Source organism: Kocuria sp. CPCC 205258 (assembly GCF_040981005.1).
In the GTDB taxonomy this organism is placed as follows: domain Bacteria; phylum Actinomycetota; class Actinomycetes; order Actinomycetales; family Micrococcaceae; genus Kocuria; species Kocuria rosea.
In genome coordinates this window covers 425,789-450,303 of record NZ_JAVKPS010000002.1, presented here as the reverse complement: position 1 = coordinate 450,303, position 24,515 = coordinate 425,789, and the positions used below count along the sequence as shown (strand labels likewise).

At 73.0% G+C, this 24,515-nt stretch carries 20 protein-coding genes; 7 read left to right on the top strand and 13 right to left on the bottom strand.

All coding sequences use genetic code 11. The annotated features are described in order from the left end of the window. The first annotated feature begins 131 nt into the window (after positions 1-131). Entirely contained in the window at positions 132-1,061 is a 930-nt protein-coding gene (locus tag RF644_RS05395) for a LysR family transcriptional regulator (protein ID WP_368795709.1), read from the top strand. 27 nt (positions 1,062-1,088) lie between these two features. Here the strand turns inward: RF644_RS05395 and RF644_RS05390 are convergent, their stop codons facing one another. From RF644_RS05390 to RF644_RS05350, 9 genes are all read right to left on the bottom strand, one after another. Continuing rightward, positions 1,089-2,324 (bottom strand): acyl-CoA dehydrogenase family protein, encoded by a 1,236-nt coding sequence (locus RF644_RS05390; protein WP_368795708.1) that lies wholly within the window; start codon positions 2,322-2,324, stop codon positions 1,089-1,091. Beyond that, a complete protein-coding gene (locus RF644_RS05385; protein WP_368795707.1) occupies positions 2,321-3,778 on the bottom strand; it encodes an MFS transporter in 1,458 nt (485 codons plus the stop codon). Before RF644_RS05385 ends, RF644_RS05390 begins: the two co-directional genes overlap by 4 nt. Further along, positions 3,775-4,215: an acyl-CoA thioesterase gene (locus RF644_RS05380; protein WP_368795706.1), complete on the bottom strand. Its 441-nt coding sequence runs from the start codon at positions 4,213-4,215 to the stop codon at positions 3,775-3,777. Before RF644_RS05380 ends, RF644_RS05385 begins: the two co-directional genes overlap by 4 nt. Continuing rightward, positions 4,212-5,426, bottom strand: a complete 1,215-nt coding sequence (locus tag RF644_RS05375) for a CaiB/BaiF CoA transferase family protein (RefSeq protein WP_368795705.1) — start codon at positions 5,424-5,426, stop codon at positions 4,212-4,214. Before RF644_RS05375 ends, RF644_RS05380 begins: the two co-directional genes overlap by 4 nt. 34 nt (positions 5,427-5,460) lie before the next feature. Continuing rightward, the gene (locus RF644_RS05370; RefSeq protein WP_309058058.1) at positions 5,461-6,342 is read right to left on the bottom strand and encodes a 3-hydroxyacyl-CoA dehydrogenase family protein; all 882 of its coding nucleotides are present in this window, start codon (positions 6,340-6,342) and stop codon (positions 5,461-5,463) included. Positions 6,343-6,416: 74 nt separating this feature from the next. After that, positions 6,417-7,259: an enoyl-CoA hydratase/isomerase family protein gene (locus RF644_RS05365; RefSeq protein ID WP_368795704.1), complete on the bottom strand. Its 843-nt coding sequence runs from the start codon at positions 7,257-7,259 to the stop codon at positions 6,417-6,419. Between the two features lie 15 nt (positions 7,260-7,274). Beyond that, positions 7,275-9,287: a TRAP transporter permease gene (locus RF644_RS05360; RefSeq protein WP_368795703.1), complete on the bottom strand. Its 2,013-nt coding sequence runs from the start codon at positions 9,285-9,287 to the stop codon at positions 7,275-7,277. Further along, positions 9,277-10,434, bottom strand: coding sequence for a TAXI family TRAP transporter solute-binding subunit (locus tag RF644_RS05355; protein ID WP_115163236.1), 1,158 nt, complete (start codon positions 10,432-10,434; stop codon positions 9,277-9,279). The genes RF644_RS05360 and RF644_RS05355 overlap by 11 nt, the downstream gene beginning before the upstream one ends. A 29-nt stretch (positions 10,435-10,463) precedes the next feature. After that, a complete protein-coding gene (locus tag RF644_RS05350) occupies positions 10,464-11,267 on the bottom strand; it encodes an enoyl-CoA hydratase/isomerase family protein (protein ID WP_368795702.1) in 804 nt (267 codons plus the stop codon). 189 nt (positions 11,268-11,456) lie between these two features. On the opposite strand from RF644_RS05350, the gene RF644_RS05345 reads away from it, so the two are divergent. Both RF644_RS05345 and RF644_RS05340 read left to right on the top strand, forming a co-directional pair. Next, positions 11,457-12,635 carry an acyl-CoA dehydrogenase family protein gene (locus RF644_RS05345; RefSeq protein ID WP_368795701.1) on the top strand — a complete coding sequence of 393 codons (1,179 nt, stop codon included), beginning with the start codon at positions 11,457-11,459 and terminating at the stop codon, positions 12,633-12,635. A 155-nt stretch (positions 12,636-12,790) separates the two neighbouring features. Further along, on the top strand, positions 12,791-14,008 hold the full coding sequence (locus RF644_RS05340; protein WP_368795700.1) for an MFS transporter: 1,218 nt from the start codon (positions 12,791-12,793) through the stop codon (positions 14,006-14,008). A 114-nt stretch (positions 14,009-14,122) separates the two neighbouring features. Here the strand turns inward: RF644_RS05340 and RF644_RS05335 are convergent, their stop codons facing one another. Both RF644_RS05335 and RF644_RS05330 read right to left on the bottom strand, forming a co-directional pair. Then, a complete protein-coding gene (locus tag RF644_RS05335; RefSeq protein ID WP_368795699.1) occupies positions 14,123-15,475 on the bottom strand; it encodes a heparan-alpha-glucosaminide N-acetyltransferase domain-containing protein in 1,353 nt (450 codons plus the stop codon). 182 nt (positions 15,476-15,657) lie between these two features. After that, positions 15,658-16,080 carry a hypothetical protein gene (locus RF644_RS05330; protein ID WP_368795698.1) on the bottom strand — a complete coding sequence of 141 codons (423 nt, stop codon included), beginning with the start codon at positions 16,078-16,080 and terminating at the stop codon, positions 15,658-15,660. Between the two features lie 204 nt (positions 16,081-16,284). On the opposite strand from RF644_RS05330, the gene RF644_RS05325 reads away from it, so the two are divergent. Both RF644_RS05325 and RF644_RS05320 read left to right on the top strand, forming a co-directional pair. Then, positions 16,285-17,034, top strand: coding sequence for a response regulator transcription factor (locus RF644_RS05325; protein ID WP_126346771.1), 750 nt, complete (start codon positions 16,285-16,287; stop codon positions 17,032-17,034). Beyond that, on the top strand, positions 17,034-18,575 hold the full coding sequence (locus RF644_RS05320; RefSeq protein ID WP_368795697.1) for a sensor histidine kinase: 1,542 nt from the start codon (positions 17,034-17,036) through the stop codon (positions 18,573-18,575). The genes RF644_RS05325 and RF644_RS05320 overlap by 1 nt, the downstream gene beginning before the upstream one ends. 18 nt (positions 18,576-18,593) lie before the next feature. Here the strand turns inward: RF644_RS05320 and mptB are convergent, their stop codons facing one another. Continuing rightward, positions 18,594-20,180, bottom strand: a complete 1,587-nt coding sequence (gene mptB, locus RF644_RS05315) for a polyprenol phosphomannose-dependent alpha 1,6 mannosyltransferase MptB (RefSeq protein WP_368795696.1) — start codon at positions 20,178-20,180, stop codon at positions 18,594-18,596. A gap of 251 nt (positions 20,181-20,431) precedes the next feature. Here mptB and RF644_RS05310 point away from each other — a divergent pair, with 251 nt between their 5' ends. After that, entirely contained in the window at positions 20,432-21,802 is a 1,371-nt protein-coding gene (locus RF644_RS05310) for a glycosyltransferase 87 family protein (RefSeq protein WP_368795695.1), read from the top strand. A gap of 64 nt (positions 21,803-21,866) precedes the next feature. Beyond that, a complete protein-coding gene (locus tag RF644_RS05305; RefSeq protein WP_368795694.1) occupies positions 21,867-23,090 on the top strand; it encodes a glycosyltransferase 87 family protein in 1,224 nt (407 codons plus the stop codon). A 34-nt stretch (positions 23,091-23,124) separates the two neighbouring features. Here RF644_RS05305 and RF644_RS05300 read toward each other — a convergent pair whose 3' ends face one another. Then, on the bottom strand, positions 23,125-24,369 hold the full coding sequence (locus tag RF644_RS05300) for a heparan-alpha-glucosaminide N-acetyltransferase domain-containing protein (protein ID WP_368795693.1): 1,245 nt from the start codon (positions 24,367-24,369) through the stop codon (positions 23,125-23,127). Positions 24,370-24,515 lie beyond the last annotated feature (146 nt).

Sequence of the window (24,515 nt, the reverse complement as noted above, 5' to 3'; positions counted from 1 at the left end):
CGTGTTTCCGGAGCATGACGATCCTCATAACGAGAGGAAGCATGCCACGGACGGGCGGACAAGCCCCACAAATGACAATTGCGACGCCGGTGCTCCCGTGCTGCCCCTCGCGCACGACCTAGTCTGGCCGGATGGAAGTCCACAAGGCCCAGGCGTTCCTCGCCGTCGCGGAGGAGCTGCACTTCGGCCGCGCGGCGAAGCGCCTGCACATGGCGCAGCCGCCCCTCAGCCGCCTGATCCGGCAGCTGGAGTCCGAGCTGGGCGCCACCCTGTTCGAGCGCAACACCCGCCACGTGACCCTGACGCCGCAGGGCGAGGCCCTGCTCGAGCCGGCCCGGGAGCTGGTCATGCTCGCGCAGCGCATGAAGGACGTGGTCCGCAAGTCCCAGGCGGGCGAGACCGGGCGGGTGCGGCTCGGCTTCGCCGGGGCCTCGGTGAACCAGGCGGTGGGCGAGCTGGCGCGCCAGGTCCGGCGCCGTCGTCCCGGGATCAGTCTGGAGCTCTACAGCTCGCAGTTCTCCTACCTGGGCCTGGAGAAGGTCCTGGACGACTCCCTCGACATCGTGATCGGCCGGTGGGACTTCCTGCCCGCGGAGATCAGCTCCCGGCTGGTCGCTCTCGAGGAGCTGCTCATCGCCCTCCCGGAGAGCCACCCGCTGGCCGACCGCGAGACGGTCGACGTCGAGGACCTCGCCGGGGAGGCGTGGATCGTGCTGCCCGGCGGGGCGGGGGCCACGCTGCCCAACCGGCTCAACACCCTGGCGATGAACGCGGGGTTCGTCCCGCGCATCGTCCAGGTGGCCCCGGACTCCTGGACGCTCGTGGTCCTCGTGGGCGCCGGGATGGGCATCTCCCTCATCCTCTCCAGCGTCCGGGACAACGTGCCGTCCCGCGGCGTGGTCTACAAGCCGCTGACCCAGGAGCAGAAGCCGGTCGAGGTCCGCCTCCTCTGGCGCCGCGGGGACGCCAATCCGGCGCTGCAGTCCGTCATCGAGATCTCCGAGACGGTGTTCCCCGCGCCCGAGGGCCCGCTGCCCGCCCCGGCGCCCAGCACTCCGTGACCCCCGCCCTCTCGCCGAAGGGGGTGCTCAGCTGAAGGCCGAGACCCCGGTGATGTCCCGGCCCACGAGCAGCGCCTGGATGGAGTCGGTGCCCTCGTAGGTGGAGACGACCTCCATGTCCGTCATGTGCCGGACGACGTGGTTCTCGAGCAGCAGCCCGTTGCCGGCCAGGAGGTCCCGGGCCTCGTTGCAGATCCACTTGCCCTTCTGCGCCGTGGCCATCTTCACCATGGAGGCCTGCGCGTTGGACAGCTGACCGCGGTCGGCGAGCTCGGCCATGCGGTCGCAGAGCAGCTGCATGGTGGTGAGCTCGCTGAGCATGTTCGCCAGCCGGGACTGGACCAGCTGGTAGCCGCCGATGGCCCGGCCGAACTGCTGCCGCGTCGCGGCGTAGTCGGCCGCGATCTCGAAGGCCGCCATGCCGTGGCCGACCGCCTCCCACGCGGCGCCGCCGCGGGTGGCCTGCAGCACCCGGGAGACGTCCTTGAAGGACCGGCAGTTCTCGAGGCGATTGCCCGCCGGGACCCGCAGGCCCTCGAGCACGATGTCGGCCTGCTGGATGGCCCGCTTGCCGACCTTGCCGGTGATCACCTCGGGCCGGTACCCGGCCGGGTGGTTGCCCTCGGCGTCCTTCTCCACGACGAAGGCGTTGACCTTCCCGTCCTCGGTGTTGCGGGCGAACAGGACGACGACGTCGGCCGCGTCCCCGTTGCCGATCCAGCGCTTGTGCCCGTCGATCACCCACTCCTCGCCCTCACGGCGGGCGGAGGTCTCCAGGGCCACCGAGTCCGAGCCGTGCTCCGGCTCGGTGAGGGCGAACGCCCCGGTCTTCTCCAGCCGCGCCATCGCCGGCAGCCAGCGCTGCTTCTGCTCCTCGGACCCGAGCATGTTCAGCGCCCCCATGCACAGGTTGCCGTGCACGCCCAGGAACGTGTTGATGCTGCCGTCGGCCCTCGCCATCTCCCGGGCCACCATCCCGGCGGCCTTGCGGGACATCCCCGGGCAGCCGTAGCCCTGGATCGTGGTGCCGATGATGCCCAGCTCCGCCAGGCCGGGCACCAGCTCCCAGGGGAACTCGGCGCGCTCCCAGTAGTCGTTGATCACGGGCAGCACGCGCTGCTGGGCGAACTCGCGGACCCGGTCCCGGATCGCGATCTCCTCGGGCGTCAGGTCGTCGTCGAGCCGGAAGTAGTCGGAGGTCGCGGCGCCCGCGCGGACGGCGGCCGGGGCCTCGGTCGAGGGGGCGCTGGAGATGGTGGTCATGGTCGGTCCTTTCGTCGGCGGGTCCCAGGACCCGCGGTGGTCGGAGTGGTCGGTGTCGCCGGGCGTTCCCGGCGGGTGGCCCGCAGGATCGCGAGCAGTCCCAGCGCGGTCAGGGCGACCGCGGGGAAGACGAGGAGCGAGGCGCCGGTGGCCCACGCCAGGGAGACCCCGGAGTAGCCCACGGCCATCGCGAGGAAACGGGCCATGTTGTGGATGCCGATCGCGGTCCCGGAGCCCCCGGCGGGCGAGAGCAGGAGCTCCGTGGCCGCCGCGCTCTGGGCGAAGGCGATGCCGGTCCCGGCGAGCACGAGCCCCAGGACCACCAGGGACACGATCACCCAGTGGGCCACGCCCAGACCGGACGAGACCATGGCCAGCGTGACCACCGGGGCGGCGACCACGAGGATCAGGACCCCACGGCCGAGCTGGACGCCGCTGCCGTGCCGGCGGCCCACCCGCGCCGCGACGGGTCCCGCCGCCGTCATGGCGAGCGCCAGGGTGAAGACCACGGCGCCGATCCGGGCCGGGCCCAGGTCCAGGTCCGAGGCGAGGAACAGGGGCACGGCCACGATGGCCACCGCCATGGACCCCATCGCCAGCCCCGCTCCGGCCGCGGCCGTGAGGTAGGCGGGGTCCCGCAGCAGGGCCGGGTCCAGCAGGGGCCGCGGGGACGTCGCCCCGGACGCGGCCCGCCGGGCCCGGCGCCGGCAGAGGTGGGCGAACAGCCACCAGCCGAGCACCGCGCAGACCGCGCTCGCCGCCGCCCAGGACCAGGGGCCGGACTGCCCGGCCAGCACCACGGCCGCGGCCGTCGAGCCGCCGCCGAGGACGAGCCAGGCCATCGCGGCCACGTGCATCGGCGGGCGCCGCCGCCCGATCCGGGGCATGAACGCCACCAGGAGGACCATCAGCACGAGCACCAGCCCGGCGTGCACCACGAAGACCCAGCGCCAGCTCAGCGCCTCGGTGAGGACACCGCCGAAGGGCGGGCCCACGGCCTGGCCCACGCCGATGGCGGAGGCCCACGCACCCATGGTCTGCGCGGTCCGCTCCGGCCAGGTGGTGACCAGGGCCGCCTGCACGCAGGGCGGGATCGCGCTGCACGCCGCGCCCTGCACCATCCGGGCGAGCACGAGCGACTCCGTGCCGGCCGCCGCGGCCGCCGTGAGCTCCGCGAGGACCATGACGCCCAGCGCCGAGATCAGGAAGGTCTTGACCCCGAGCCGGTCCCCGAGCCAGCCGGCGAGGGGGACGGCGGTGGCCATGGCCACCGTGAAGGCGCTCACGGCCAGCACCGACTGCTGGGCCGTCATGCCGAGGTCCGTCTGGATGACGTACAGCGGCGCGTTGATCACGTTCGAGGACATCGTGCCCATGGCCGTGGTGGCCAGCAGCGCCGGATAGGCGATCCGCCGCGCCCGCAGGGCGGGCCGGCCCCTCCGGAACGCGGTCATGCACGCACGGTCACGGAGTCCGGCTCCGGCTCCGGGACGACGACGCCCTCCAGGGCGGCCCGCACCGACACCGGCAGCGGGGTGGAGCGGCCCGTGGCCGGGTCCTTCTGCACGAGCACCGTCCGGGCGCGGACGGCAACCTGCCCGTGCTGGACCAGCTCGTAGGCCACCGTGTAGGACGACCGGCCGAGGCGGCAGACCCAGACGCGGGCCGTGAGCTCGGGGCCGTGGTCGATGGAGCGCAGGTAGTCGAGCGTCAGGGAGACCACCACGCGCGGCCGGGCGGGGTCCGGGACGCCGTCCTCCCCCAGCCAGGCGGCGACCGCCGAGAGCCGCGCCTCCTCGATCAGGGTGACCACGCGGGCGTTGTTGACGTGCCGGTTCAGGTCCTGGTCGGACCAGCGCACGGGCAGCACGGTGGTGTGCACGGCGCTCACGACGCCTGCCGGACCGCGGGCTCGCCGCGCTCGAGCCACGCCAGGACGCGGTCCCGGTCGGCGTCGAGCAGCGGCGGGGCCTGCGTGTAGTCGACCGGGGTGCGGCTGAAGTCGACCGGGTGGCGGACCGTGGGGACCTCCCGGCCCCCCGTCCCGGCCAGGACCACCGGGTCCAGGCCGAGGCCCTCCGCGAACCGGACGCCCTCGTCCACCCCCAGGATCGGGGCGCAGGGCACCTTGACCGCCTTGAGCAGCTCGAACCAGTCCTCGGCGTCCCGGGCGGCGAGCCGCTCGATCATCAGCCGGCGCAGCTCCACCCGGTTGGCGTTGCGCGCGGACACCGTGGCGAACCGCTCGTCCTCGGCGAGCTCGGGCGCGCCGAGGCACCGGCACAGCCGCGCGAACTGCCCGTTGTTGCCCACCGCGATGACCATGTCCTTGTCCCGGGTGGGGAAGGGCTCGTAGGGGTAGAGGCTCGGGTGCTCGTTGCCCATCCGGGTGGGGACGCTGCCGCCGGCCACGTAGGCGGCGGACTGGTTGACCAGCCCGGACAGCGCCGAGGTCAGCAGGTTCAGCTCCACGTGCTGGCCCGTCCCGGAGGACTGCCGCTCGTGGAACGCGCCCAGGATGCCGGTGGAGGCGTGCAGGCCCGTGATGACGTCGAAGAGGGCCACGCCGGCCCGGTACGGCTCGCCGTGCTGGCCGCCGGTGAGGCTCATCATCCCGGAGAGGGCCTGGGCCAGGAGGTCGTAGCCGGGCAGGTCGGCCCCGCCGGCGGTGCCGAAGCCGGTGATCGAGGCGTAGACGAGGTCCGGGCGCCAGGCGCTGACGCTCTCGTAGTCGAGGCCGTAGCGCACCAGGCCGCCGGGCTTGAAGTTCTCCACCAGGATGTCCGCCCGGGCGATGATCCGCTCCACGACCGCGAGCTGCTCGGGGTCCGAGAAGTCCAGGGCGATGGAGTGCTTGTTGCGGTTGACCGAGAGGAAGAACGTGCTCTCGCCGTCCCGGTGGGGCGGGACCCACGCGCGGGCGTCGTCCCCGGCGGTGCTCTCGATCTTGATGACGGTCGCGCCCATGTCCGCCAGCAGCATGGTGCAGTAGGGGCCGGCGAGCACGCGGCTGAGATCCGCCACCACCACCCCGGCGAGCGGGCCCGTGCCGGGGCGGCCGAAGATCTCCTGCAAGTCGTGGGCGTCCTCGAAGTGGCTCATGTTCTCTCTTTTCGTCGTCGCGTCTCGTCCGGGCTCAGCCGGCGTACTCGTACCAGCCGCGGCCGGTCTTGCGGCCGTACCGGCCCTGCTCGTAGAGCTTCTCCACGGAGGGGTGCGGGAGGTCGTCGGGGTCCCCGCTCTGCTCGTGCTGGGCCAGCCGGATCAGGTAGGCCACGTCGATGCCGACCAGGTCCATGAGCTCGAACGGCCCCATGGGGTGGCCCAGGGCCGTCCGCGCGGCCACGTCGATGTCCTCGAAGCTCGCCACGCCGTCGGCCTCGAGGCGCAGCGCCTCGTCCCGCAGGGCCCCGAGGAGGCGGTTGGCCACGAAGCCGGGGACCTCGTGGTGGAGCCGGACGGGCTGCTTGCCGAGCCGGCGGGCGAGCTCCGTGGTGGTCTCCGCGGTGGCGTCGGAGGTCTGCGGGTTGCGCACCACCTCGACGCAGGCCATGACCAGCGCCGGGTTGAAGAAGTGCATGTTGCACACCCGGTCCGGCCGGCCGGTCGCGTCCGTGAGCAGGGACGAGGGGATGGTCGAGGAGTTGGTCGCGAGGATCGCGTGCTCGGGGGCGGCCTCGTCGAGGTCCGCGAACAGCTGCCGCTTGATGTCGAGGCGCTCCACGGCGGCCTCGAGCACGAAGTCGGTGGTGCGGGCCGCCTCGAGGGAGTCGGTGGTGTACGCCATCCGGGCGAGGGCGGCGTCGACGTCCTCCCGGCTCCGGGTGCCCTTCTCGGCGAGCCGGCCGAGGCGGCGGTGCACCTCGTCCCGGGACCGCTCGAGGGCGGCGGGGTCGAGGTCGCTCGTGGTGACGGTGTAGCCGGCGAGGGCGAAGACCGCCCCGATCTGGGTGCCCATGGCACCGGATCCCACGACCAGGACGTCTCGGACGGCGTCGATGCTCGGCTGGGGGTTCATGTCTGCTCCTCGGAGGATGTGGTGGGACCCGTCGGTGGGGCCATGGGGTTCGGGACCGGGGCTGGGGCCGGTGGTCAGTCGTCGTCGCGGAAGCGGGCGGGGCGCTTCTCCAGGAAGGCGCTCGCGCCCTCGGCCTTCTCGTCGGAGGCGTAGAGCAGGGACTGGGCCAGCCGTTCGAGCAGCAGCCCGGTGCGCTGGTCCGTCTCGGCGCCGTTGCGCACCACGAGCTTGGCCAGCCGCACCGCCAGGGGGCCCTTGGCGAGGATCGTGTCCGCGGTGGCGAGCGCCGCGTCCATCAGCTCGTCCGCCGGGACCACGCTGGTCACCAGTCCGATGCGCAGGGCCTCCTCCGCGTCGATGATCCGGCCGGTGAGGATCATCTCCTGGGCCCGGCCGAGCCCGACGAGCCGGGACAGCCGCTGGGTGCCGCCGGCGCCGGGGAGGATGCCGAGGTTGGTCTCGGGCAGTCCGAAGCGGGCGCCGCCGGCCGCCACGCGGATGTCGCAGGACATCGCCAGCTCGTTGCCCCCGCCCAGCGCGAAGCCGTTGACCGCGGCGATCGTGGGCAGCTCGAGGTCCTGGATCCGGTCCCAGAGGCGCTGCATCCGGGCCCGCAGGCCGTCCCGCAGCGTGTAGCCGACCAGCTGGGAGATGTCCGCCCCGGCCACGAAGGCCTTCTCCCCCGCGCCGGTGAAGACGACGGCGCCGGCGTCCTCGCGCCGCTCCAGCGCGTCGAGCGCCGCCTCGATCCCGTCCAGCACCCCGGCGTTCAGGGCGTTGCGCACCTCTGGGCGGTTCACGGTGACGACGGCGACCCTGCCCCGCAGCTCGGCCGTGACGGTGCCGGTCCCGGTGTCGAGGGCGGTGCCCGTGCTGTTGCCGGGCGTGGTGGTGGTGTCCGTGGTGGTGTCGGTCATGGCGGGTCCTTCCGGTCAGACGGTGGCGGTGGCGGGCGCGGGGGCCGGGGCGGGAGCGGCGTCGTCGTCGTCCGTGGGTCCGGTCCGCACGGTGAGGAAGGTCAGCAGCACGCTCCCGGCCACGAGGACCAGGCCGGCGACGGCGCTGAGCGGCGTGGGCAGGAACAGCAGGAACCCGCCGACCGCGGCCGCGACCCGGAACAGGGCGGGCATCCGGCGGTCGAAGCCGACCGTCCAGCCCTCGATGGCCGAGGCCAGGGCGTAGACCCCCACGATGCTCAGGGCGAAGGCCAGCAGGATCCGGCCGGGCGAGTCCTGGGCGACCAGCGCGGGGTTGAGGGCGAAGCCGAACGGGACGATGTACTTCACCGCGCCGAGCTTCATGGCCGCCACGCTGGTGGCCATGGCGGGGGCCTTGGCCAGTCCCGCCGCCGCGAAGGCGGCCAGGCCCACCGGCGGGGTGATGTAGGAGACGGACGCCCAGTAGATGACGAACAGGTGCGCCGCGAGCGGGTTGACGCCCAGGTCGATGACCGCCGGGACCATGACGATCGCCAGGAACACGTAGGCCGCGGAGATCGTCATGCCCATGCCCAGGATGAAGCAGGTCACGGCGCCGGCGATGAGGATGAGGACCACGTTGTCGCCGACCAGCGAGACCAGCTCGCGGGCCAGGGACAGGCTCACGCCCGTGGCGGTGAGGCCGCCGACGATCAGGCCCACGCCGGCGATGATGCCGATGATGTTGCCCAGCGTCCGGCCGGAGTCCACGAGGAAGTCGGCGAACTCGCGCAGCCCGAACTTCTGGCCCGGGCGCAGCACGGCCACGACCAGCAGCACCAGGATCACCCAGTACGGCACCTGGGTCTCGGAGTTCGTGAGGAACAGCAGCCCGGTCAGCAGGGCCAGGGCCAGGACGTAGGGCCAGCCGCGGACGAGCGTGGTGAGGGCCCGGGGCAGCTGGGCCACGGGCACGCCCTTGAGCCCCTTGCGGGCGGCGTAGCCGTCCACCTGCAGGTAGATGCCGAGGAAGTAGAGGACCGCGGGGATGGTCGCGGCCACCAGGATCTCCGTGTAGGGCACGCCCACGAAGGAGACCATGAGGAACGCCGCGGTGCCCATGATCGGCGGGGTGATGGACCCGCCGGAGGACGCCGTGGCCTCGATGCCGCCCGCGTAGGTGGGGCTGAACCCGGAGCGCTTCATGGCCGGGATGGTCATGGGCCCGGTGGTCAGGACGTTGGAGACGGCGCTGCCGCTCATCATGCCCATCGCGGCGCTGCTGGCCACGGACACCTTCGCCGCGCCGCCGCGGTAGCGGCCGAAGATCGACATGGAGAGGTTGTGGAAGAAGTCCGCGCCGCCGGTGTGCTGCAGGGCCACCCCGAAGACCAGGAAGCCGATCAGGATGGTCGCCGCGGTCTGGATGGGCAGGCCCAGCACGCCCTCGGCGCCCATGATGTGCACCTGCGCCAGGGTCGGCAGGTCGTAGGTGACGCCCTGCAGGACGCCGATCGGCAGGTTCTCGGCGACCAGCGGGTACAGGGAGAAGAGCAGCGCGATGACCGTCACCGTGAGCCCGCCGGTGCGGCGCAGGGCCTCGAGGACCACGAGCCACAGCACGAACGCGGCGACCGTGGCGGTGGTGGGCGCCATGTACTCCCAGCCGAAGTCCTTGATCCGCGTCCCGTTGACCGCGAAGTAGCCGCACACGGCCGCCGCGACGACCATGAGCAGGACGTCGAACCACTGGACCCGGCGCTCACGGACCGGGGCGGTGCTGCCGCCGGATCCGTGCTCCTGCTGGGCCTCCACCTGCTGCGCGAGCGGGATCTTGCACAGGGGGTTGACGATGAACACGACCGGCAGGAACACCGCCAGGATCAGGTACAGGTAGGAGTTGGTCAGCAGGGACAGCCCGCCCACGTTCCAGAAGAAGACCTGGTTCATGGCCAGCAGCACGCCCAGGACGGTCAGCACGATCACCACCGTCCGCCAGAACGGTGTCACCCGGGTCTCAGTTCGCATCGTCGGTCTCCTCGCCGTCCAGCTCGTCGGTCTTCCAGTCCGTCCAGTTCTGCTCGAGCTCCTCCGCGGAGGAGGAGGACTCGACGACGCCGGGCCAGGCCTCGCGCATCCGCTCGCCGCGCTCGATCAGCTCGTCGTTCTTCCGCTCCAGCTCCTCGGTCCACACGCCGCGCTCCTCGAAGTAGCGGACGGTGCCCTCGTGGAAGGGGACCACCAGCGGCTCCTTGAGCACGGCGTCGAAGCCGAACTGCTTCGTGTCCGGGGTGGTGCCCTCGTAGTGCTCGTAGTTCTCGACCATCGACTTCACGAGGTGGTAGACCTCGTCCGCGTCGCGGGAGCCCATCGTGGTCAGCGGGATCGTGTACTCGAGGACGCGGGCGCTCTCGCCCTCGTCCATCCCGGCGGCGTTCGTGACCTCGCCGACCGACACCATGGGCATGAGCTCCTCCCAGGTCTCGTAGCGGGCCGGGTCCGGGTCGTCGAAGCCCAGCCACTTGACGTCCGTGGAGGACGCGAGCTCGTCGATGTTGGAGCCGACCACGTTCTGGTACAGGGCGTCGATCTGGCCCGCCTCGAGACCGGCGATCTGCTCGCCGTAGGAGATGGGGACCTTCTGGACGTCGTCCCCGGTCAGGCCGCCGTAGTTGAGGAAGCCCTCCATCTTGTTGTTGATGGACGTGTTGGCGGTCAGCTCGGGGAACCGCTTGCCCTCGAGGTCCGCGAAGGAATCGATGCCGCTGTCCTCGCGCACCAGCAGGCCGTAGTTGCCCAGCGGCGCCCACACCATGCGGATGTCCTGGGGGCCCCACTCCTCGCTGGCGTACTCGTAGTCGCCCTCGAAGGCGTAGTAGTACTCGTCCCCGGCCCGCGAGTAGTCCACGGTGCCGTTCACGAGCGGTGCCAGCCGGCCGATGCCGGTGTCGGCCGTCATCAGCCGCACCTGCACCCCCTCCTCGTTGGTGAGGGTGTTCGCGATGGCCGCGAGATCGTTGTAGGTGCCGGTGCCCACGTTGTAGGTGGACCACACCAGCTGCTGCGGCAGGCCGTTGGGGCCCACCGGCTCGTCCCCCTCGGCGCTCGCGCAGCCGGTCAGCCCCAGCACCGCGACGGCGCCCAGAGCGGCGAGCCGTGACTTCGTTGTCCTCATGATGACCTTTCGACGTGCGGTGGCGGCGCTCAGCGCCCGGAGAAGGAGGGGACCCGCTTCTCGAAGAACGACTGCTTGCCCTCCAGGAAGTCGGCGGTGCCGAAGAGCGCGGGCTGGTGGTCCCGCTCGAAGTCCAGGGCCTCCCCGAGGGAGCCGGAGGCCTCGCGGATCCCCCGCTTCACGGCGGCGACGGCGAGCGGGGCCCGGCCGGCGAGCTCCGCGGCGCGGGCGACCGCGGCGCCGAGCACGTCCTGGTCCGGCACCACGTGGTCGGCCAGCCCCGCGTCCAGGGCGGTGGCGGCGTCCACCGGGGCGGCCTCCAGCAGGATCCGCCGGGCGCGGGCCGCACCCGTGCGCTGGACCAGGGAGTGCACCAGCCCGCCGTCCGGGGCCAGGCCCAGGCGGGTGAACGGGAACAGGAACCGGGCGCTCTCGCCGGCCACCACCACGTCGCAGCAGCACACCAGGCCGACGGCCACGCCGGCGGCGGGCCCGGTCACCGCGGCCACGACCGGCTTCTCCAGCTGCGCGAGCTCCTGCACGAGCCCGGCCACCTCGGCCATCCGGGCGGCGGACTCGGCGGGACCTGCGGGCGGCATGGAGGCGAGGTCGCCGCCGCCGCTGAAGCAGCCCCCCGCGCCGGTGAGCACCAGGGCGCCGACCCCGGGGTCCGCGGCGAGCTCCGCCAGGGCGGCCCGCAGCCGGGTGCGCAGCTCGGGACCGAGCACGTTGCGGCGTCGTTCGTCGTCGAGCGTCAGCACGGCCACGGCACCGGTGCGCTCGATGCGCACCCGGGGCGGGACGTCGACGGCGCTGGGGGACGGTCGGGTCACAGGAGTCCTCCGAGGGGTGGATGGATGTCGTGCAGATCACATTCCCACGACCCACTGTGAAACATCAAATACCTAATGTGCAGTTCAGTGATACCTAAAGCTCAAATATGTGGCGCGGTGTGTTGCCCAGGTCACGCATGCGTCATCCTCGTCAGAGGCATCCGCGCACCCCGATCCTCAGGAGGACCCATGAACGCCGCCCCGACCGACCTGCTCGACGTCGAAGCAGACCTCAGCGCCGAGGAGCTCGCGACCCGGGACACCGTCCGCGAGTTCGTGGACCGGCGGATCCGGCCGAACATCGCCGGGTGGTTCGCCGACGCCGTCTTCCCGCAGGAGATCGTCCCGGAGATGGCGCAGCTCGGACTGCTCGGCATGCACATCCAGGGCTACGGGTGCGCCGGGAAGTCCGCGGTGCAGTACGGCATCGCGATGCAGGAGCTCGAGGCCGGGGACTCCGGCCTGCGCACGTTCGTCTCCGTGCAGGGCTCGCTGGCGATGTCCGCGATCGCCAAGCACGGCTCGGAGGAGCAGAAGCAGCGCTGGCTGCCCGGCATGGCCGCCGGCGAGATCATCGGGTGCTTCGGCCTCACCGAGCCCACTGCCGGCTCGGACCCCTCGACCATGGCGACCACCGCGGTGCGCGAGGGCGGCGAGTGGGTCCTCAACGGCGCCAAGCGCTGGATCGGGCTCGCCTCGATCGCCCACGTGGCCGTGATCTGGGCCAAGGCCGTCGACGAGAGCGGGCAGGAGCGCGTCCGCGGCTTCCTCGCGCCCACGGACACCCCCGGGTTCACCGCCACGCCGATCGAGCCGAAGCTGTCGATGCGCGCCTCCATCCAGTGCGACATCACCCTCGAGGACGTCCGGCTGCCCGCCGACGCGATCCTGCCTCACCACCCCGGCCTGCGGGGACCGTTCTCGTGCCTCAACGAGGCCCGCTACGGGATCGTCTGGGGTGCCCTGGGCGCGGCCCGCGACAGCTTCGACGCCGCGCTGGCCTACTCGCAGCAGCGCATCCAGTTCGACCGGCCGCTCGCGGCCTACCAGCTCTCGCAGGCGAAGCTCGTGAACATGGCCCTCGAGATCCAGAAGGGGCAGCTGCTGGCGCTGCGCATCGGGCGGCTCAAGGACGAGGGCCGCCTGGAGAACCACATGATCTCGGTGGGCAAGCTCAACAACTGCCGGATCGCGATCGAGGTGTGCCGGGAGGCGCGCACGATGCTCGGCGGCAACGGGGTCACCCTCGAGCACTCACCGCTGCGCCACGCCAACAACCTGGAGTCCGTGCGCACCTACGAGGGCACCGACGAGGTGCACACCCTCATCCTGGGCCAGCAGCTGACCGGGCACTCCGCCTTCCGCTGACCGCGCGCCTGCCGGGCGGGCTGATGAAGATCACACCGGGAGGCATGGGAGACCGGGGCGAACGCGCGTAGCATCGAAGGCTGTCCCTCCCCTTTCCTTCGGGCTCGACGACGTGCTCGTTCCCCGTCCCTGCGCCCTCCCCGGAAGGACCCGCCGTGTCCGCACCCCGCACCGCCCTGCTCCAGGTGGTCAACGCCCCCGGTCCCGCCGGCACCCGCCTCGCCATCTTCGCCCTGGCGATGGGCGGCTTCGGGGTCGGCACCACCGAGTTCGCCTCGATGGGCCTGCTGCCGTTCATCGCCGAGGACTTCGGCGCCTCGATCCCCGCCGTCGGCCAGTCCATCTCCCTCTACGCCCTGGGCGTGGTGGTCGGCGCGCCGCTCATCACGTCCCTCGCCGCCCGGGTGGAGCGCAAGACCCTGCTCCTGGCGCTGATGCTCACGTTCGTGGTGGGCAACGGGCTCTCCGCCGCCGCACCCTCCCTCGAGTGGCTCTACGTGGCCCGGTTCCTCGCCGGCCTGCCCCACGGCGCCTACTTCGGGGTCGCCGCGGTGGTGGCCTCCTCCCTGGTGGCCCGCGAGCGGCGCGGCACGGCCGTGGCCCGGGTGATGCTGGGGCTCACCATCGCGAACATCGTGGGCGTGCCCTTCGCCGCGGCCCTGGGCGGGGCCCTCGGCTGGCGCTCCGCCTATCTCCTGGTGGTGCTCCTGGGCGCCCTGACCATCGCCGCCCTGGCCCTGTGGGTGCCGCGCACCCGCAACGAGGGCATGGCCTCGGCCGCCCAGGAGATCCGCGCCCTGGCCCGGCCCCAGGTGGCCCTGACGCTGCTCGCCGGGGCGATCGGCTTCGGCGGCATGTTCGCGGTCTACACCTACATCTCCCCGACCCTCACCGAGCTCACCGGTCTCGACATCGGCACCGTGCCGTGGGTGCTGGCCGTGTTCGGCGTGGGCATGACCGTGGGCTCGCTGCTGGCCGGCCCGCTCATCGACCGCTCCATCGAGCGCACCGCCCTCGGCGCCGGCGCGGTGTCCGGCGTGGCCCTGGCGTTCTTCGCGCTGTTCGTCCACGTCCCCGTCGCGGCCGTCCTGGGCGCGCTGTGGATCGGCATCATGGGCTCGATCTTCACGACCTCGCTCCAGGTGCGCCTGCTGCGCGAGGCCAAGGACGCCCCGTCCCTGACCGCCGCCATGAACCACGCGGCGTTCAACCTGGCCAACGCGATGGGCGCCTTCCTCGGCGGCGCCGTCATCACCGCCGGCTGGGGCTACCGCTCCCCCGCCTGGGTGGGCGTCGGCCTGGCCGCGGCCGGCCTGCTCATCCTGGGCTACGCGGCGCTGCGGCGCCGCAGCGCCCCGGCCGAGATCCGGTAGCACCCGCCCTCCGGGCGGAGCGCTGGGCCCGGTCCGCGCTGCCCGATTCGCAGTGCTCGGCACGGGCGCTGCCCGAGCCGCACTGCCCAGCCGTGCGCTGCCCGGCCCGCGTGCTCAGCCCGGGCGCTGCTCGCGGGCGAGCACGCGCCGGCGGGTGCCGCGCACCAGGGCGGCCACCAGCCGCTCGAGGGGTCCCTGCCCCATGGCCTGGCGCCAGAGGAGGGCGAAGGCCATCGCCACGGCCACGTGGATCCAGAACCACAGCGGCTGGTCGTAGTGCACCTCGGCGGCCAGCGCGAGCAGGTGCGCCGAGTACACGGTGAGGGTCATCGCGCCCATCGCGCTCAGCGGCAGCAGCCAGGCGGCCCAGCGGCGGGCCAGCAGGAGGAACACGCCCAGGGCGGCCACCGCGGAGCCCAGGCCCAGCAGCAGGGCCGGCGGGGTGTTCGTGTACGGGCCGCCGACCGTCAGCCACCACCACGTGGTCGTCGGCAGCGTCGGGTCGGGGCCGAACACGATGACCTCGGTGACGAGCTCCTCGTCGAAGCCGGGGGTGCGGGCCACGAGCTGGTCGAGACCGCCGGCCCGGTCGACGAGCACCCAGGAGGCCAGCGAGGCCCCGGCGGCCAGCAGCGCCCCGCCCAGCACCAGCCCGGTCTGGACTCGGATCCCGGCGAGGTCGAGCCGGCCGATGGCCAGGCCGGTCAGCAGGTAGGCCAGGTACGGCAGGGCGGGGAAGGTTCCGGTCAGCAGCAGCCGGGCCGCGGTGGCCCCGGGGTCCCCGACGAGGTCGAGGTAGTCCGGGTTGTAGCGCTCCACGACCGGCAGGACGTCCCGCAGCAGGTGCACGAGCGCGGGACCGGCCAGGGCGAAGACCCCCGCCCAGACGAACAGGGCACGGGCGGGCAGGCGCAGGAACGGGATCGCCAGCAGGAAGAAGGCCCCGTAGTAGACGAGGATGTTGACGGCCGGGACCTCGTCGATCGTGCTCCCCGGCAGCACGTGGTTGATCGCCAGCCCCAGGCCCGCGATCAGCAGCGCGCGGACGGCCACCCCTACCCGGTCGGCGGTCATCGCCCGGCCGGTGTGCGGTCTCCGGCCACCGGTGCTGAAGGCCAGGCCCACGCCCGCCAGGAGGGCGAACAGCGCCGCGGAGCGGCCGGCGAAGACGGTCCACTGCGCCGTGGGCTCGAAGGTCTCCGGGTCCCACGAGGGCAGGATGTGGATCGCGATCATCCCGATCAGGGCCAGGCCGCGGGCGGCGTCCACCCCGACGAGGCGGCGCTTGGCGGGTGCGGCGGCCGAACTCGCGGTGGAACTCGCGGCCGAGCTCGCGGCCGAGCCCGTGGCCGGGTCGGCCGTCGCGCGGCCGGTCGAGGTCTCGTCCGCGAGCGGAGCGCTCGCCGGCCGCGCGGGGACCGGCGCCCACGGCACGGTCCTCGGCGGGCGGCCCCGGGAATCGGTCATGACAGCGGCCCCCTCAGCACGGCTGGACGGCGGACCCCCTGCCCGCCGGACCGGTCGGAGGACCGGTGCACACCCCACCTTTGCTGGCGCACATGTGGTGGGCTTTTCGGAATGCTGTGCTTCCGCTGTGACGCGGGCCACGCGCCCGCCGGCGGGCGACCGGTCGCAGGACCTCCCGAGGCCTACACGGCCTCGGGGCGCCTCGACGACCGGAGTGCGCCGAGGACGGCGCGCACCCGGCGCGGCGCCGCAGCGGGAGCGGTAACCGGGGCCGCGACCGGGGCCGACGGCGACGGCACCCCGACGGGGCGCTGGGCCGCCGTGTGCCGGTAGGCCATGGCCTGCAGCTCCACCACCGGGTACTCGAGGCTGCGCCGGGCGGACTCGCTGGGGCGGGTGGTGGCGAAGGCGGTGGCCGCGTCCTGCAGGGACCGCGCGGCGATGAACGGGGCGGCCGCTTCGACGTGGGGCCGCACCGCGTGGCGGTAGACGGCGCGGTCGGACTCGGCGCAGTCCTCCCACCGGGGTGCTCCGGGGTGGGCGGCCCGCTCGTACTGGGCGCGGGCGGCGGCCTCGACGGCGTCGGTGATGGTGATGGTGCGCATGTCCGCTCCTGGGTGTCCGGTGGGTGGCTGGCTCGAGTGGTTCCACTGTCCGTCCGGAGTCTGTGCCGGAGCTGTGCCGACCGCCCCGGCCTGTCTGAGAATCCCGGCGGCACCGCACAGGCTGCGCACAGCTTCCACAGGACGTGCGCCTAATCCGGTGCGCCACAGTGGCAGTGTCACGTCCGCCCGGCACCGGGAGCTCCCATGTCCTACTCCTCCAGCTTCTCCGTCCTCACCGAGGTCCTGCCTCGCCTGACCCACCCCGACGGCTCGCCGATCCGGGTGCTGGTGGTGGACGACGAGCCGGCGCTGGCCGATCTCGTGGCCATGGGCACGGGCATGTGCGGGTGGGACGCCCGGATCTCCCACGAGGGGTTCGACGCCGTCGCCCAGGCGCGGGACTTCGCCCCCGACGTGCTGGTCCTGGACCGGATGCTGCCCGGCCTGGACGGGCTGGAGGTCCTGGCCCGGATCCGCCAGTCCTACCCCGAGGTGCCGGTGCTGTTCCTCACGGCCAAGGACACGGTCCAGGACCGGATCGAGGGGCTCGCCTCGGGCGGGGACGACTACGTGACCAAGCCCTTCTCGATCGAGGAGGTGCTCATCCGGCTGCACCGGCTCGTGCAGCGCTCCGGGGTCGCCGCGCAGGACAGCGCCACCCTGGTGGTCGGGGACCTGGTGCTCAACATCGACAGCCGCGAGGTCACCCGCGCCGGGGAGCCGGTCGAGCTGACCACCACGCAGTTCGAGCTGCTGCGCTACCTGATGGAGAACCCTCGCCGTGTCCTGTCCAAGGCCCAGATCCTGGACAACGTGTGGCACTACGACTTCTCGGGCCAGGCCAACATCGTGGAGCTCTACATCTCCTACCTCCGCAAGCGGATCGACGCGGGCCGCTCCCCCATGATCCACACCGTGCGCGGCGCCGGGTACGTCATCAAGCCCGCGTCCTGATGCCGCACGGCCCGCTCCCCCCGCGCCGCCTGCGCCTGGCCACCCGGCTCATCGCCGGCGTGCTCGTCCTCCTGGCGGTGGTCCTCCTCGTGCTGGGCGCCACGATCGTGGAGCTCACCCGCCAGGACCTCGTCGAGCGGCTCGACGGATCCCTGCGCCAGGCCACCGGGCGGGCGCTGACCTTCACCCGGGGGGACCCCGCCCCGGAGCGGGACCCCCTCGACGCCCCCGGCCAGCCGGTGGGCGTCCTGGTGGCCGTGCTGCAGGAGGACGAGGTGGTCAGGGCGTCCTACCGCACCGAGTCCGGGGAGCCCGCGCCGCTGGCCGAGGAGGACGTCGCCGCCCTGCGGGAGGCGGGCGCCTTCGCGGCCGAGAGCCCGGACGAGCGCGGCTTCGGGGACCCCCGGCGCTCCACGGGCACGGAGCAGGGGCGGCTCTCCGACGTGGACCTGTCCGTGGGCGAGTACCGGGTCGAGTCGGTCGCCCGGGACGGGCGCAACGGCAGCCAGGTGCTGGTGACCGGGCTGCCCACCGCGTCGGTCGACGACACCGTGGCGGAACTCGTCACCACCATGACCGCGGGCAGCCTGCTCGCGCTGGTGACCACGGCGGTGGCCGGGACCGTCGTCGTGCGCCGTGCCCTGCGGCCGCTGGAACAGGTCTCGGCGGCGGCGTCCCGCGTCGCCCGCCTGCCGCTGGCCTCGGGCGAGGTCTCCCTCGCCGACCAGCACGTGCCCGCCGGGCTGGCCCGCCCCGGCACGGAGGTCGGGGAGGTGGGCCACGCCCTGAACTCCCTGCTCGAGAACGTGGACTCGGCCCTGGCCGCGCGCCAGCACTCCGAGACCCGGCTGCGCGAGTTCGTGGCGGACGCCTCCCACGAGCTGCGCACCCCCCTGGCGGCCGTGCGCGGCTACACGGACATGCTGCAGCTCACCGAGCCGCTGACCGGCACCGGCCGCGCCTCGCTGGCCCGGGTGGAGCAGCAGACGCTGCGGATGACCGCCCTGGTCGAGGACCTGCTGCTGCTCGCCCGCCTGGACGAGGGCCGCCCCCCGGAGCTGCGGGACGCCGACCTCGGCGAGCTCGTGCTCGAGGCCCTCACCGACGCCTCGGCCGCGGGCCCCGACCACGACTGGGCCCTGGACGTGCCGGAGGAGCCGGTGCCCGTGCGGGCGGACGTCGCCCAGCTCCACCAGGTGCTGGCCAACCTGCTCTCCAACGCCCGCAAGCACACCCCGCCCGGCACCGCAGTGACCGCCGCCGTGCGGGCCACCCGGGACGGCTGGGCGGAGGCCTCCGTGCTCGACGCCGGCCCGGGCATCCCGCGGGAGTTCCAGGCCAGGCTCTTCGAGCGCTTCAGCCGCTTGGACACCTCCCGGCAGACCCGGGAGGGCAGCACCGGGCTGGGTCTGTCCATCGTCCGCTCGGTGGTGCAGGCGCACGGCGGCACGGTGGACGTGGAGTCCCGCCCGGGCCGCACGCTCTTCACCGTCCGGCTCCCGCTGGGCACCGGCGCAGCGGTGCCCGCCGCACCCCGGTGACCGACGGCCGCGAGCGCCTCAGCTCCGACGACGACGGCGGCGGCGGCGGCCGAGCCAGCCCGCCGGGCCGCCGTGGACGAGCAGGTGCCGGGTGTGGGGGTCCAGGAGCATCAGGTAGGCGGTGAACAGCAGGGCGGTGACGAACGCGATCGTCGAGGCGTCGACCGTCAGCTCGATGAAGGGCCACACGGAGAGCTGGTCCTGGGCGCCGAAGATCACGAAGAAGGTGATCACGATGTACAGGGAGCGGATCTGCCAGTTGTCCCTGATGCCGGTCGCGGCGAGGAAGGGGAGGAACCACAGGATGTACCAGGGCTGGATGATCGGGGAGAGCAGCACCACGGCGGCGAACGCCAGGCCGAGCCTGCGGACCACCCGGTGGTCGTCGCCGCGGAACATCAGGAGCAGGACCAGGCCGATGGCGGCGTACTGCAGGACGTCGCGCAGCACGGAGGCCATGGCCGCGCCCGGCAGGCCCACCGCGTTCGCGAGGTCGCGGACCTGCTGGCCCAGGAACCCGGAGGGCGAGTACCCGGTGTACCCCGGGGTGGGATCGACCAGCGCCCAGACCCACCCGGTGCCCAGCTGGTAGGGGAGCCCGCTCAGCAGCAGCACCCCGAAGCTGATCGCCGCCGTGGCCGCCCACAGGGCGAACTTCCGCCGCCAGGACGCTCTCGGCCCCGCCCACAGGAGGCCGATGAACGGCAGCAGGAGGATGGTGATCGGCTTGATCCCGATCGAGGCGGTCACCAGGAGGACCCCGGTCACCGGGCGGCCCGTGGCCGCGAAGTACGTTCCCGCCACGGCCAGTCCGAGCATCAGCGCGTCGTTGTGCGCGCTGGCCACGAAGCTGATGAGGAACAGCGGGTTGGCCACCGCGATCCACAGCGCACGGGCCGGGTCGACCCCGTGCAGCCGCGCGAGCCTGGGCACGTACACGACGCAGAGGAGGACACCGGCGCAGGCCAGGATCCGGAAGAGCAGGACGGAGAGATCCGGCTGCGCGCCCGTGAGGGCCACGACCGCGCGCGCCAGCCACAGGAAGTACGGCCCGTACGGCGTCCGGGCCTCGGCCCAGGTCGGGTCCGTGCCCAGCATGAACCAGTTCTCCAGGGCGGAGATGCCGGTCGTGTACGGGTTCTGCCCGGCCAGCATCAGACGGCCCTGGCCGACGTAGGCGTACACGTCCCGGGAGAAGATGGGCACGGCGAAGAACAGCGGCAGCGACCAGGCGCACACGGCCAGCACCACGGAGCGCTGGGCGCCCGCCGGCCCGCCCTGGAGCCGCTGCCCGAGCCGGAGCCAGGAGCGCACCAGCAGCATGGCGCCGACGGTCAGCAGCACGGTGCAGGCGTAGACGCCCCACCCCTCGACCCGCAGCGCGATGACCAGGGGGTGGCGGACCATGGGCGAGCCGTTGGCGATCCACCCGGTGCCGACCGAGCCGACGAGCATCATCAGGGAGCCGACGAACCCCTGCAGGACGGCGACGTGCGCTCGCGGGTCCGGGTCGGCGCCGGGCGTGTCCTGGCGGAAGGGGACGGTGCTGACGGCCCGGCCCCCGCGGCTCCGCGGCCCCTCCGGATGCGAACCCCCTGCCGTCATGACGTGCGCTGATCCCCTATGTGTGTCGCTGCCGGGCGGACAGGTGTGCTGAGCGCTCTCCAGGAGCGTGTTCCAGCCATGATGCCACCTCGTGGTCCCGGCGTCCCGGGATGCCGCCGCGCCCTCCGGCCCGGGGTCGCTGCGCACGGATCATGACGCCCGGTTCCGGGCGGTCCGCGCCCGGCCACGTAGCATGGTGGGGCAGCGGCCCTGTGGTCCTGCGACCCCACCCCCTTGACGAGGATTGACCCATGTCCACGGACACGACCTTCAGCATGCTCACCCGGTTCCGGAACCGCCTCGCGACCCCGCGGTGGCACGCCTGGTCGAGATCCCCGCGCGGACTGCTCGCCGGCTTCGTCCTGGTGCACCTCGTGTTCCTGGGCTTCGCCCTGTCCCTGTCCCTGTCCGGCGCCGCCTTCAGCGACACCTACATCTACCGCGCGTGGGCCGAGGCCGGCTTCGACGAGCAGAACCTCAACGGTGAGCCCACCCCCTGGGTCTATCCGGTGCTGGCGCTGGTGCCCGTCGCGCTGGCCGGCGCGGCCGGCCCGGGACCGTTCTTCTTCCTGTGGGTCCTGATGATCACCGTGCTCAACGGCTGGGCCGTGGGGAAGCTGACGGACTGGGGACGCGCCCGGCACGCCGTCCCCGCCGCGTGGTGGTGGCTGGGCTTCGTCTTCCTCATGGGCTGGCTGGGCTTCGCCCGCGTCGACGGGCTCACGGCCCCCCTGGTGCTCGTCGCCCTGGTCTACGGCGTGGCGCACCCGGTGGCCGCCTCGGTCCTGCTCAGTGTCGCCACCTGGATGAAGGTCTGGCCGGCGGCGGTCGTGCTCGCCCTCGTCACCGTGGTGCGCCGGCGGGTGGCGGTCGTCGTCGCGGGCCTGCTGGTCAGCGCGGCCGCGGCCGGGGTCGCCGCCGCCATGGGCGCGCTGCCGAGGCTGCTCGACTTCCTCACCCAGCAGGGGGACCGGGGCATGCAGCTGGAGGCCACGTTCACCACCCCGTGGCTGTGGTCGTCCGTGCTGGGAGTGGGCGGGTCCCGGATGTACATGAACACGGAGATCAACTCCATGCAGGTCGACGGCCCCGGCACGGCGACGATGGCCGTGCTGATGCAGCCGCTGCTGCTGGTGGCCGCCGCCGCGGTGGCCCTCCTGATCGCCCGGGGCCTGCGCAACGGCGAGCGGTCCGTCGACACCGACCGGACCGAGCTGCTGCTGGCCGGGTCACTGACCATGGTCACCGCCTTCATCGTGTTCAACAAGGTCGGCTCCCCGCAGTTCATGGTGTGGCTGGCGCCGGCCGTGGCCGTGGGGCTGACCCACCACTGGAGGGCGTGGCGGGTGCCGGCGGCCATGCTCATCGCCATCGCCGTAGCCACGTTCCTCGTCTACCCGATGTTCTACTGGGAGCTGAGCCACAACGACCCGGCCATGGCTCTCGTGCTGACCCTGCGCAACGCCCTGCTGGTGGTGCTCCTGTGGTGGTCGGCGCGCCGCCTGTACCAGCTGGGCACCCGGCGCCCCGCCACCGCACCCGCCCCCGCCGCGCCCGCCACCGCACCCGCCGCGCCCGTCACGGCGCCCGCCTCCGCCGCGCCTGCCGCGAAGGAGGCCTGAGATCTCCGCCGCCCTCTTCGACCGGCTGACCCGCGTCCGCGACGCCGTCCTGCCCGCCCGCGCCGTGGCCTGGTTCGCCCGCCCGGCCGGCGTATGGTGGGGCTTCGCCGTCGTCCACCTGTACTTCCTGGGCTGGATGATGTCCTTCGTCATCCACGGCGAGGCCTTCAGCGACACCGAGCAGTACCGCCAGTGGGCCATGGCCGGGTACGACCCGACCGATGCCGGGGACGGGATCAGCCCGTGGGTGTACCCGGTGCTGGCGCAGATCCCGATCCTCCTGGCGGGGATCGCCGGCCCCGGCCCCTACCTGCTGGTCTGGACGCTGATCGTCACCGTGCTCAACGCCGTCGCCCTGGTCTGCCTCACGCGGGGCCGGCGGGCCCGGCAGGGCATCGCCCCGGCCTGGTGGTGGCTGTTCTTCACCGTGTTCCTGGGCTACCTGAGCTTCGCCCGGGTGGAGGGCATCGCGGCCCCGATCGTGCTGATCGGACTGCTGTACGCGTCCGAGCGGCCCGTGCTCGGCTCCGTGCTGCTGAGCGTCGCCACCTGGATCAAGGTGTGGCCGGCCGCCGTCCTGCTCGCGCTGTTCATCGCCTGCCGGCAGCGCGTCCAGGTGGTGGCCGCCGGGGTGGGGGTCACCGCCGTGGTGGTGCTGGGCACGTACCTGACGGGCGGCCTGCCGCACATCGCGGACTTCCTGGTGAACCAGGGGGAGCGCGGCATGCAGCTGGAGGCCACGTTCTCCACCCCGTGGGTGTGGGCGAGCGTCTTCGACGTGGCCGGATCGCGGATGGCCGACAACGTGGCCATCAACTCCACCGAGGTCTACGGGCCGGGCACCGAGATCGTCGCGTTCCTGATGCAGCCGCTGCTCGTGCTCGCCGTCCTCGCAGGAGCCGTCCTGCTGGTCCGTGCGCTGCGGCGCGGGGCCGAGCGGGAGGAGCTCTTCTACGAGGGGGCGCTGATGATGACCGCGGTCTTCATCGTGTTCAACAAGGTGGGGTCCCCGCAGTTCATGATCTGGCTCGCCCCGGTCGTCGTGGCCGGGCTGGTGCACGACTGGCAGCGGTGGCGGACGCCGGCGGCGCTGCTGATGGGCATCGCGGTCACCACGTTCGTGATCTATCCGCTGTTCTACACCCCGCTCATCCACGCGCACCCGGCGATGGCGGCCGTGCTGACCACCCGAAACGTGCTGCTCGTCGTCCTGCTGTGCTGGTCCGTGCAGCGCGTCGCCCGGCTCCAGCACGTCCCCGCCCGCCCCGCGGAGCTGGCCACCACCTGAGCCCGCGGCCCGTCTCCGCGTCGGGACGACGACGTCACCGGCCCGCCGCCGCGCGCGGACCGGCGCCCAGGGCCAGACCGCGGGCGGCGCCGGCGGCCCGGGCCAGGAGCCGCTCCAGCGGGCCCCGGCCGAAGGCGCGCTGCCAGGCCGCCGCGAACAGCGCCGCGACCGCCACGTGGATGAGGAACCACAGGAGCGGCACCTCGTAGTGGAGCATGGCGGCCAGGGCCAGCAGGTGCGCCGAGTAGAGCGTCAGGGTCATCGACCCCATGGCGCTCAGCGGCAGCAGCCAGGCACCGGCCCGCCGGGCCACGAGGAGGAGGAGACCCAGCACGGCGGCGCCGGAGCCGAGGTCCTGGAGGATCGCCACCGGGGTGTTGGTGTGCGGACCCGGGATCAGCAGCCACCACCAGGAGGTGTCGGGCAGGACCGGGTCCGCCCCCCAGACGATGATCTCGTCGATCAGGTCCTCGCTCAGCCACGGGGTGGAGCTCATGAGCTGGTCATAGCCCCCGGCCTGGAGGATCAGCACCCAGTACACCAGCCACGCCCCCACGGCCAGCGCGAGCCCCGCCACCAGCAGCCGGCCCTGGACGCGCACCGCCCGCAGGTTCAACCGGCCGATGGCCATCCCGGCGAGCAGGTAGGCCAGGTACGGGACCGCGGGATAGGTGCCGGTGAACAGTACCTGGGCCAGGACGGTCCCCGGCTCGGCGAGCACGTCGGCGAAGGTCGGGTTGTACACCTCGAGCGCGGGCAGCGCTCCCCGGAGCGCCTGCATCAGCACCGGTCCCACCACGGCGGCCGCGGCGGCGAGACCGAACAGCGTCCGCGCCGGCAGGTGCAGGAAGGGGATCGCCAGCAGGAAGAACATGCCGTAGTAGACGAGGATGTCGTAGGCGGGCGGGTCCGCCGGCATGACCTGGTTGATCAGCAGACCCAGCCCGGTGATCAGCACGGCCCGGACGAGCAGCCCCACGCGGTCGGCGGTCATCGTCCGGCCCCGGTGCGGGGTGCGCCCGCCGGAGGAGAAGGCCAGGCCCACCCCGGCCAGCAGCGCGAAGAGGGCCGCGGCGCGGCCCGCGAACAGCTCCCACTGCAGCGTGGGGCCGTAGGTCTCGGGGTTCCAGGCGGGCAGGATGTGGATCGACATCATCCCGAGCAGGGCGAGGCCCCGGGCGGCGTCGACCCCCACGAGCCGGCGCCTGCGGATCAGCGGCAGGACCGGGTCCTCCGCTGCTGACCGTGCACCGGGTGCAGGGTGGTGGACGTTGACCATGGCGGCGGGTTCCTTCTGTCGGACGTGCCGACGAGCTCCCGCCCGCCGGCCCGGACCTCTCGGTCCTTCTCGTCCTCCAGCTGACCAGCCGGGATTGTGCCGCCGTTGTGGCGTCCCTGTGCCGGGGCTGTCGAAGTGGTCCCCCG

Bases quoted from the DNA above. Each gene is read 5' to 3' on its own strand.
- RF644_RS05330 (WP_368795698.1), bottom strand. From the start codon at position 16,080: ATGCGCACCATCACCATCACCGACGCCGTCGAGGCCGCCGCCCGCGCC.
- RF644_RS05300 (WP_368795693.1), bottom strand. From the start codon at position 24,369: ATGGTCAACGTCCACCACCCTGCACCCGGTGCACGGTCAGCAGCGGAG.
- RF644_RS05355 (WP_115163236.1), bottom strand. From the start codon at position 10,434: ATGAGGACAACGAAGTCACGGCTCGCCGCTCTGGGCGCCGTCGCGGTG.
- RF644_RS05390 (WP_368795708.1), bottom strand. From the start codon at position 2,324: ATGACCACCATCTCCAGCGCCCCCTCGACCGAGGCCCCGGCCGCCGTC.
- RF644_RS05325 (WP_126346771.1), top strand. From the start codon at position 16,285: ATGTCCTACTCCTCCAGCTTCTCCGTCCTCACCGAGGTCCTGCCTCGC.
- mptB (WP_368795696.1), bottom strand. From the start codon at position 20,180: ATGACGGCAGGGGGTTCGCATCCGGAGGGGCCGCGGAGCCGCGGGGGC.
- RF644_RS05395 (WP_368795709.1), top strand. From the start codon at position 132: ATGGAAGTCCACAAGGCCCAGGCGTTCCTCGCCGTCGCGGAGGAGCTG.
- RF644_RS05310 (WP_368795695.1), top strand. From the start codon at position 20,432: ATGTCCACGGACACGACCTTCAGCATGCTCACCCGGTTCCGGAACCGC.
- RF644_RS05360 (WP_368795703.1), bottom strand. From the start codon at position 9,287: ATGCGAACTGAGACCCGGGTGACACCGTTCTGGCGGACGGTGGTGATC.
- RF644_RS05385 (WP_368795707.1), bottom strand. From the start codon at position 3,778: ATGACCGCGTTCCGGAGGGGCCGGCCCGCCCTGCGGGCGCGGCGGATC.
- RF644_RS05320 (WP_368795697.1), top strand. From the start codon at position 17,034: ATGCCGCACGGCCCGCTCCCCCCGCGCCGCCTGCGCCTGGCCACCCGG.
- RF644_RS05335 (WP_368795699.1), bottom strand. From the start codon at position 15,475: ATGACCGATTCCCGGGGCCGCCCGCCGAGGACCGTGCCGTGGGCGCCG.
- RF644_RS05345 (WP_368795701.1), top strand. From the start codon at position 11,457: ATGAACGCCGCCCCGACCGACCTGCTCGACGTCGAAGCAGACCTCAGC.
- RF644_RS05375 (WP_368795705.1), bottom strand. From the start codon at position 5,426: ATGAGCCACTTCGAGGACGCCCACGACTTGCAGGAGATCTTCGGCCGC.
- RF644_RS05370 (WP_309058058.1), bottom strand. From the start codon at position 6,342: ATGAACCCCCAGCCGAGCATCGACGCCGTCCGAGACGTCCTGGTCGTG.
- RF644_RS05365 (WP_368795704.1), bottom strand. From the start codon at position 7,259: ATGACCGACACCACCACGGACACCACCACCACGCCCGGCAACAGCACG.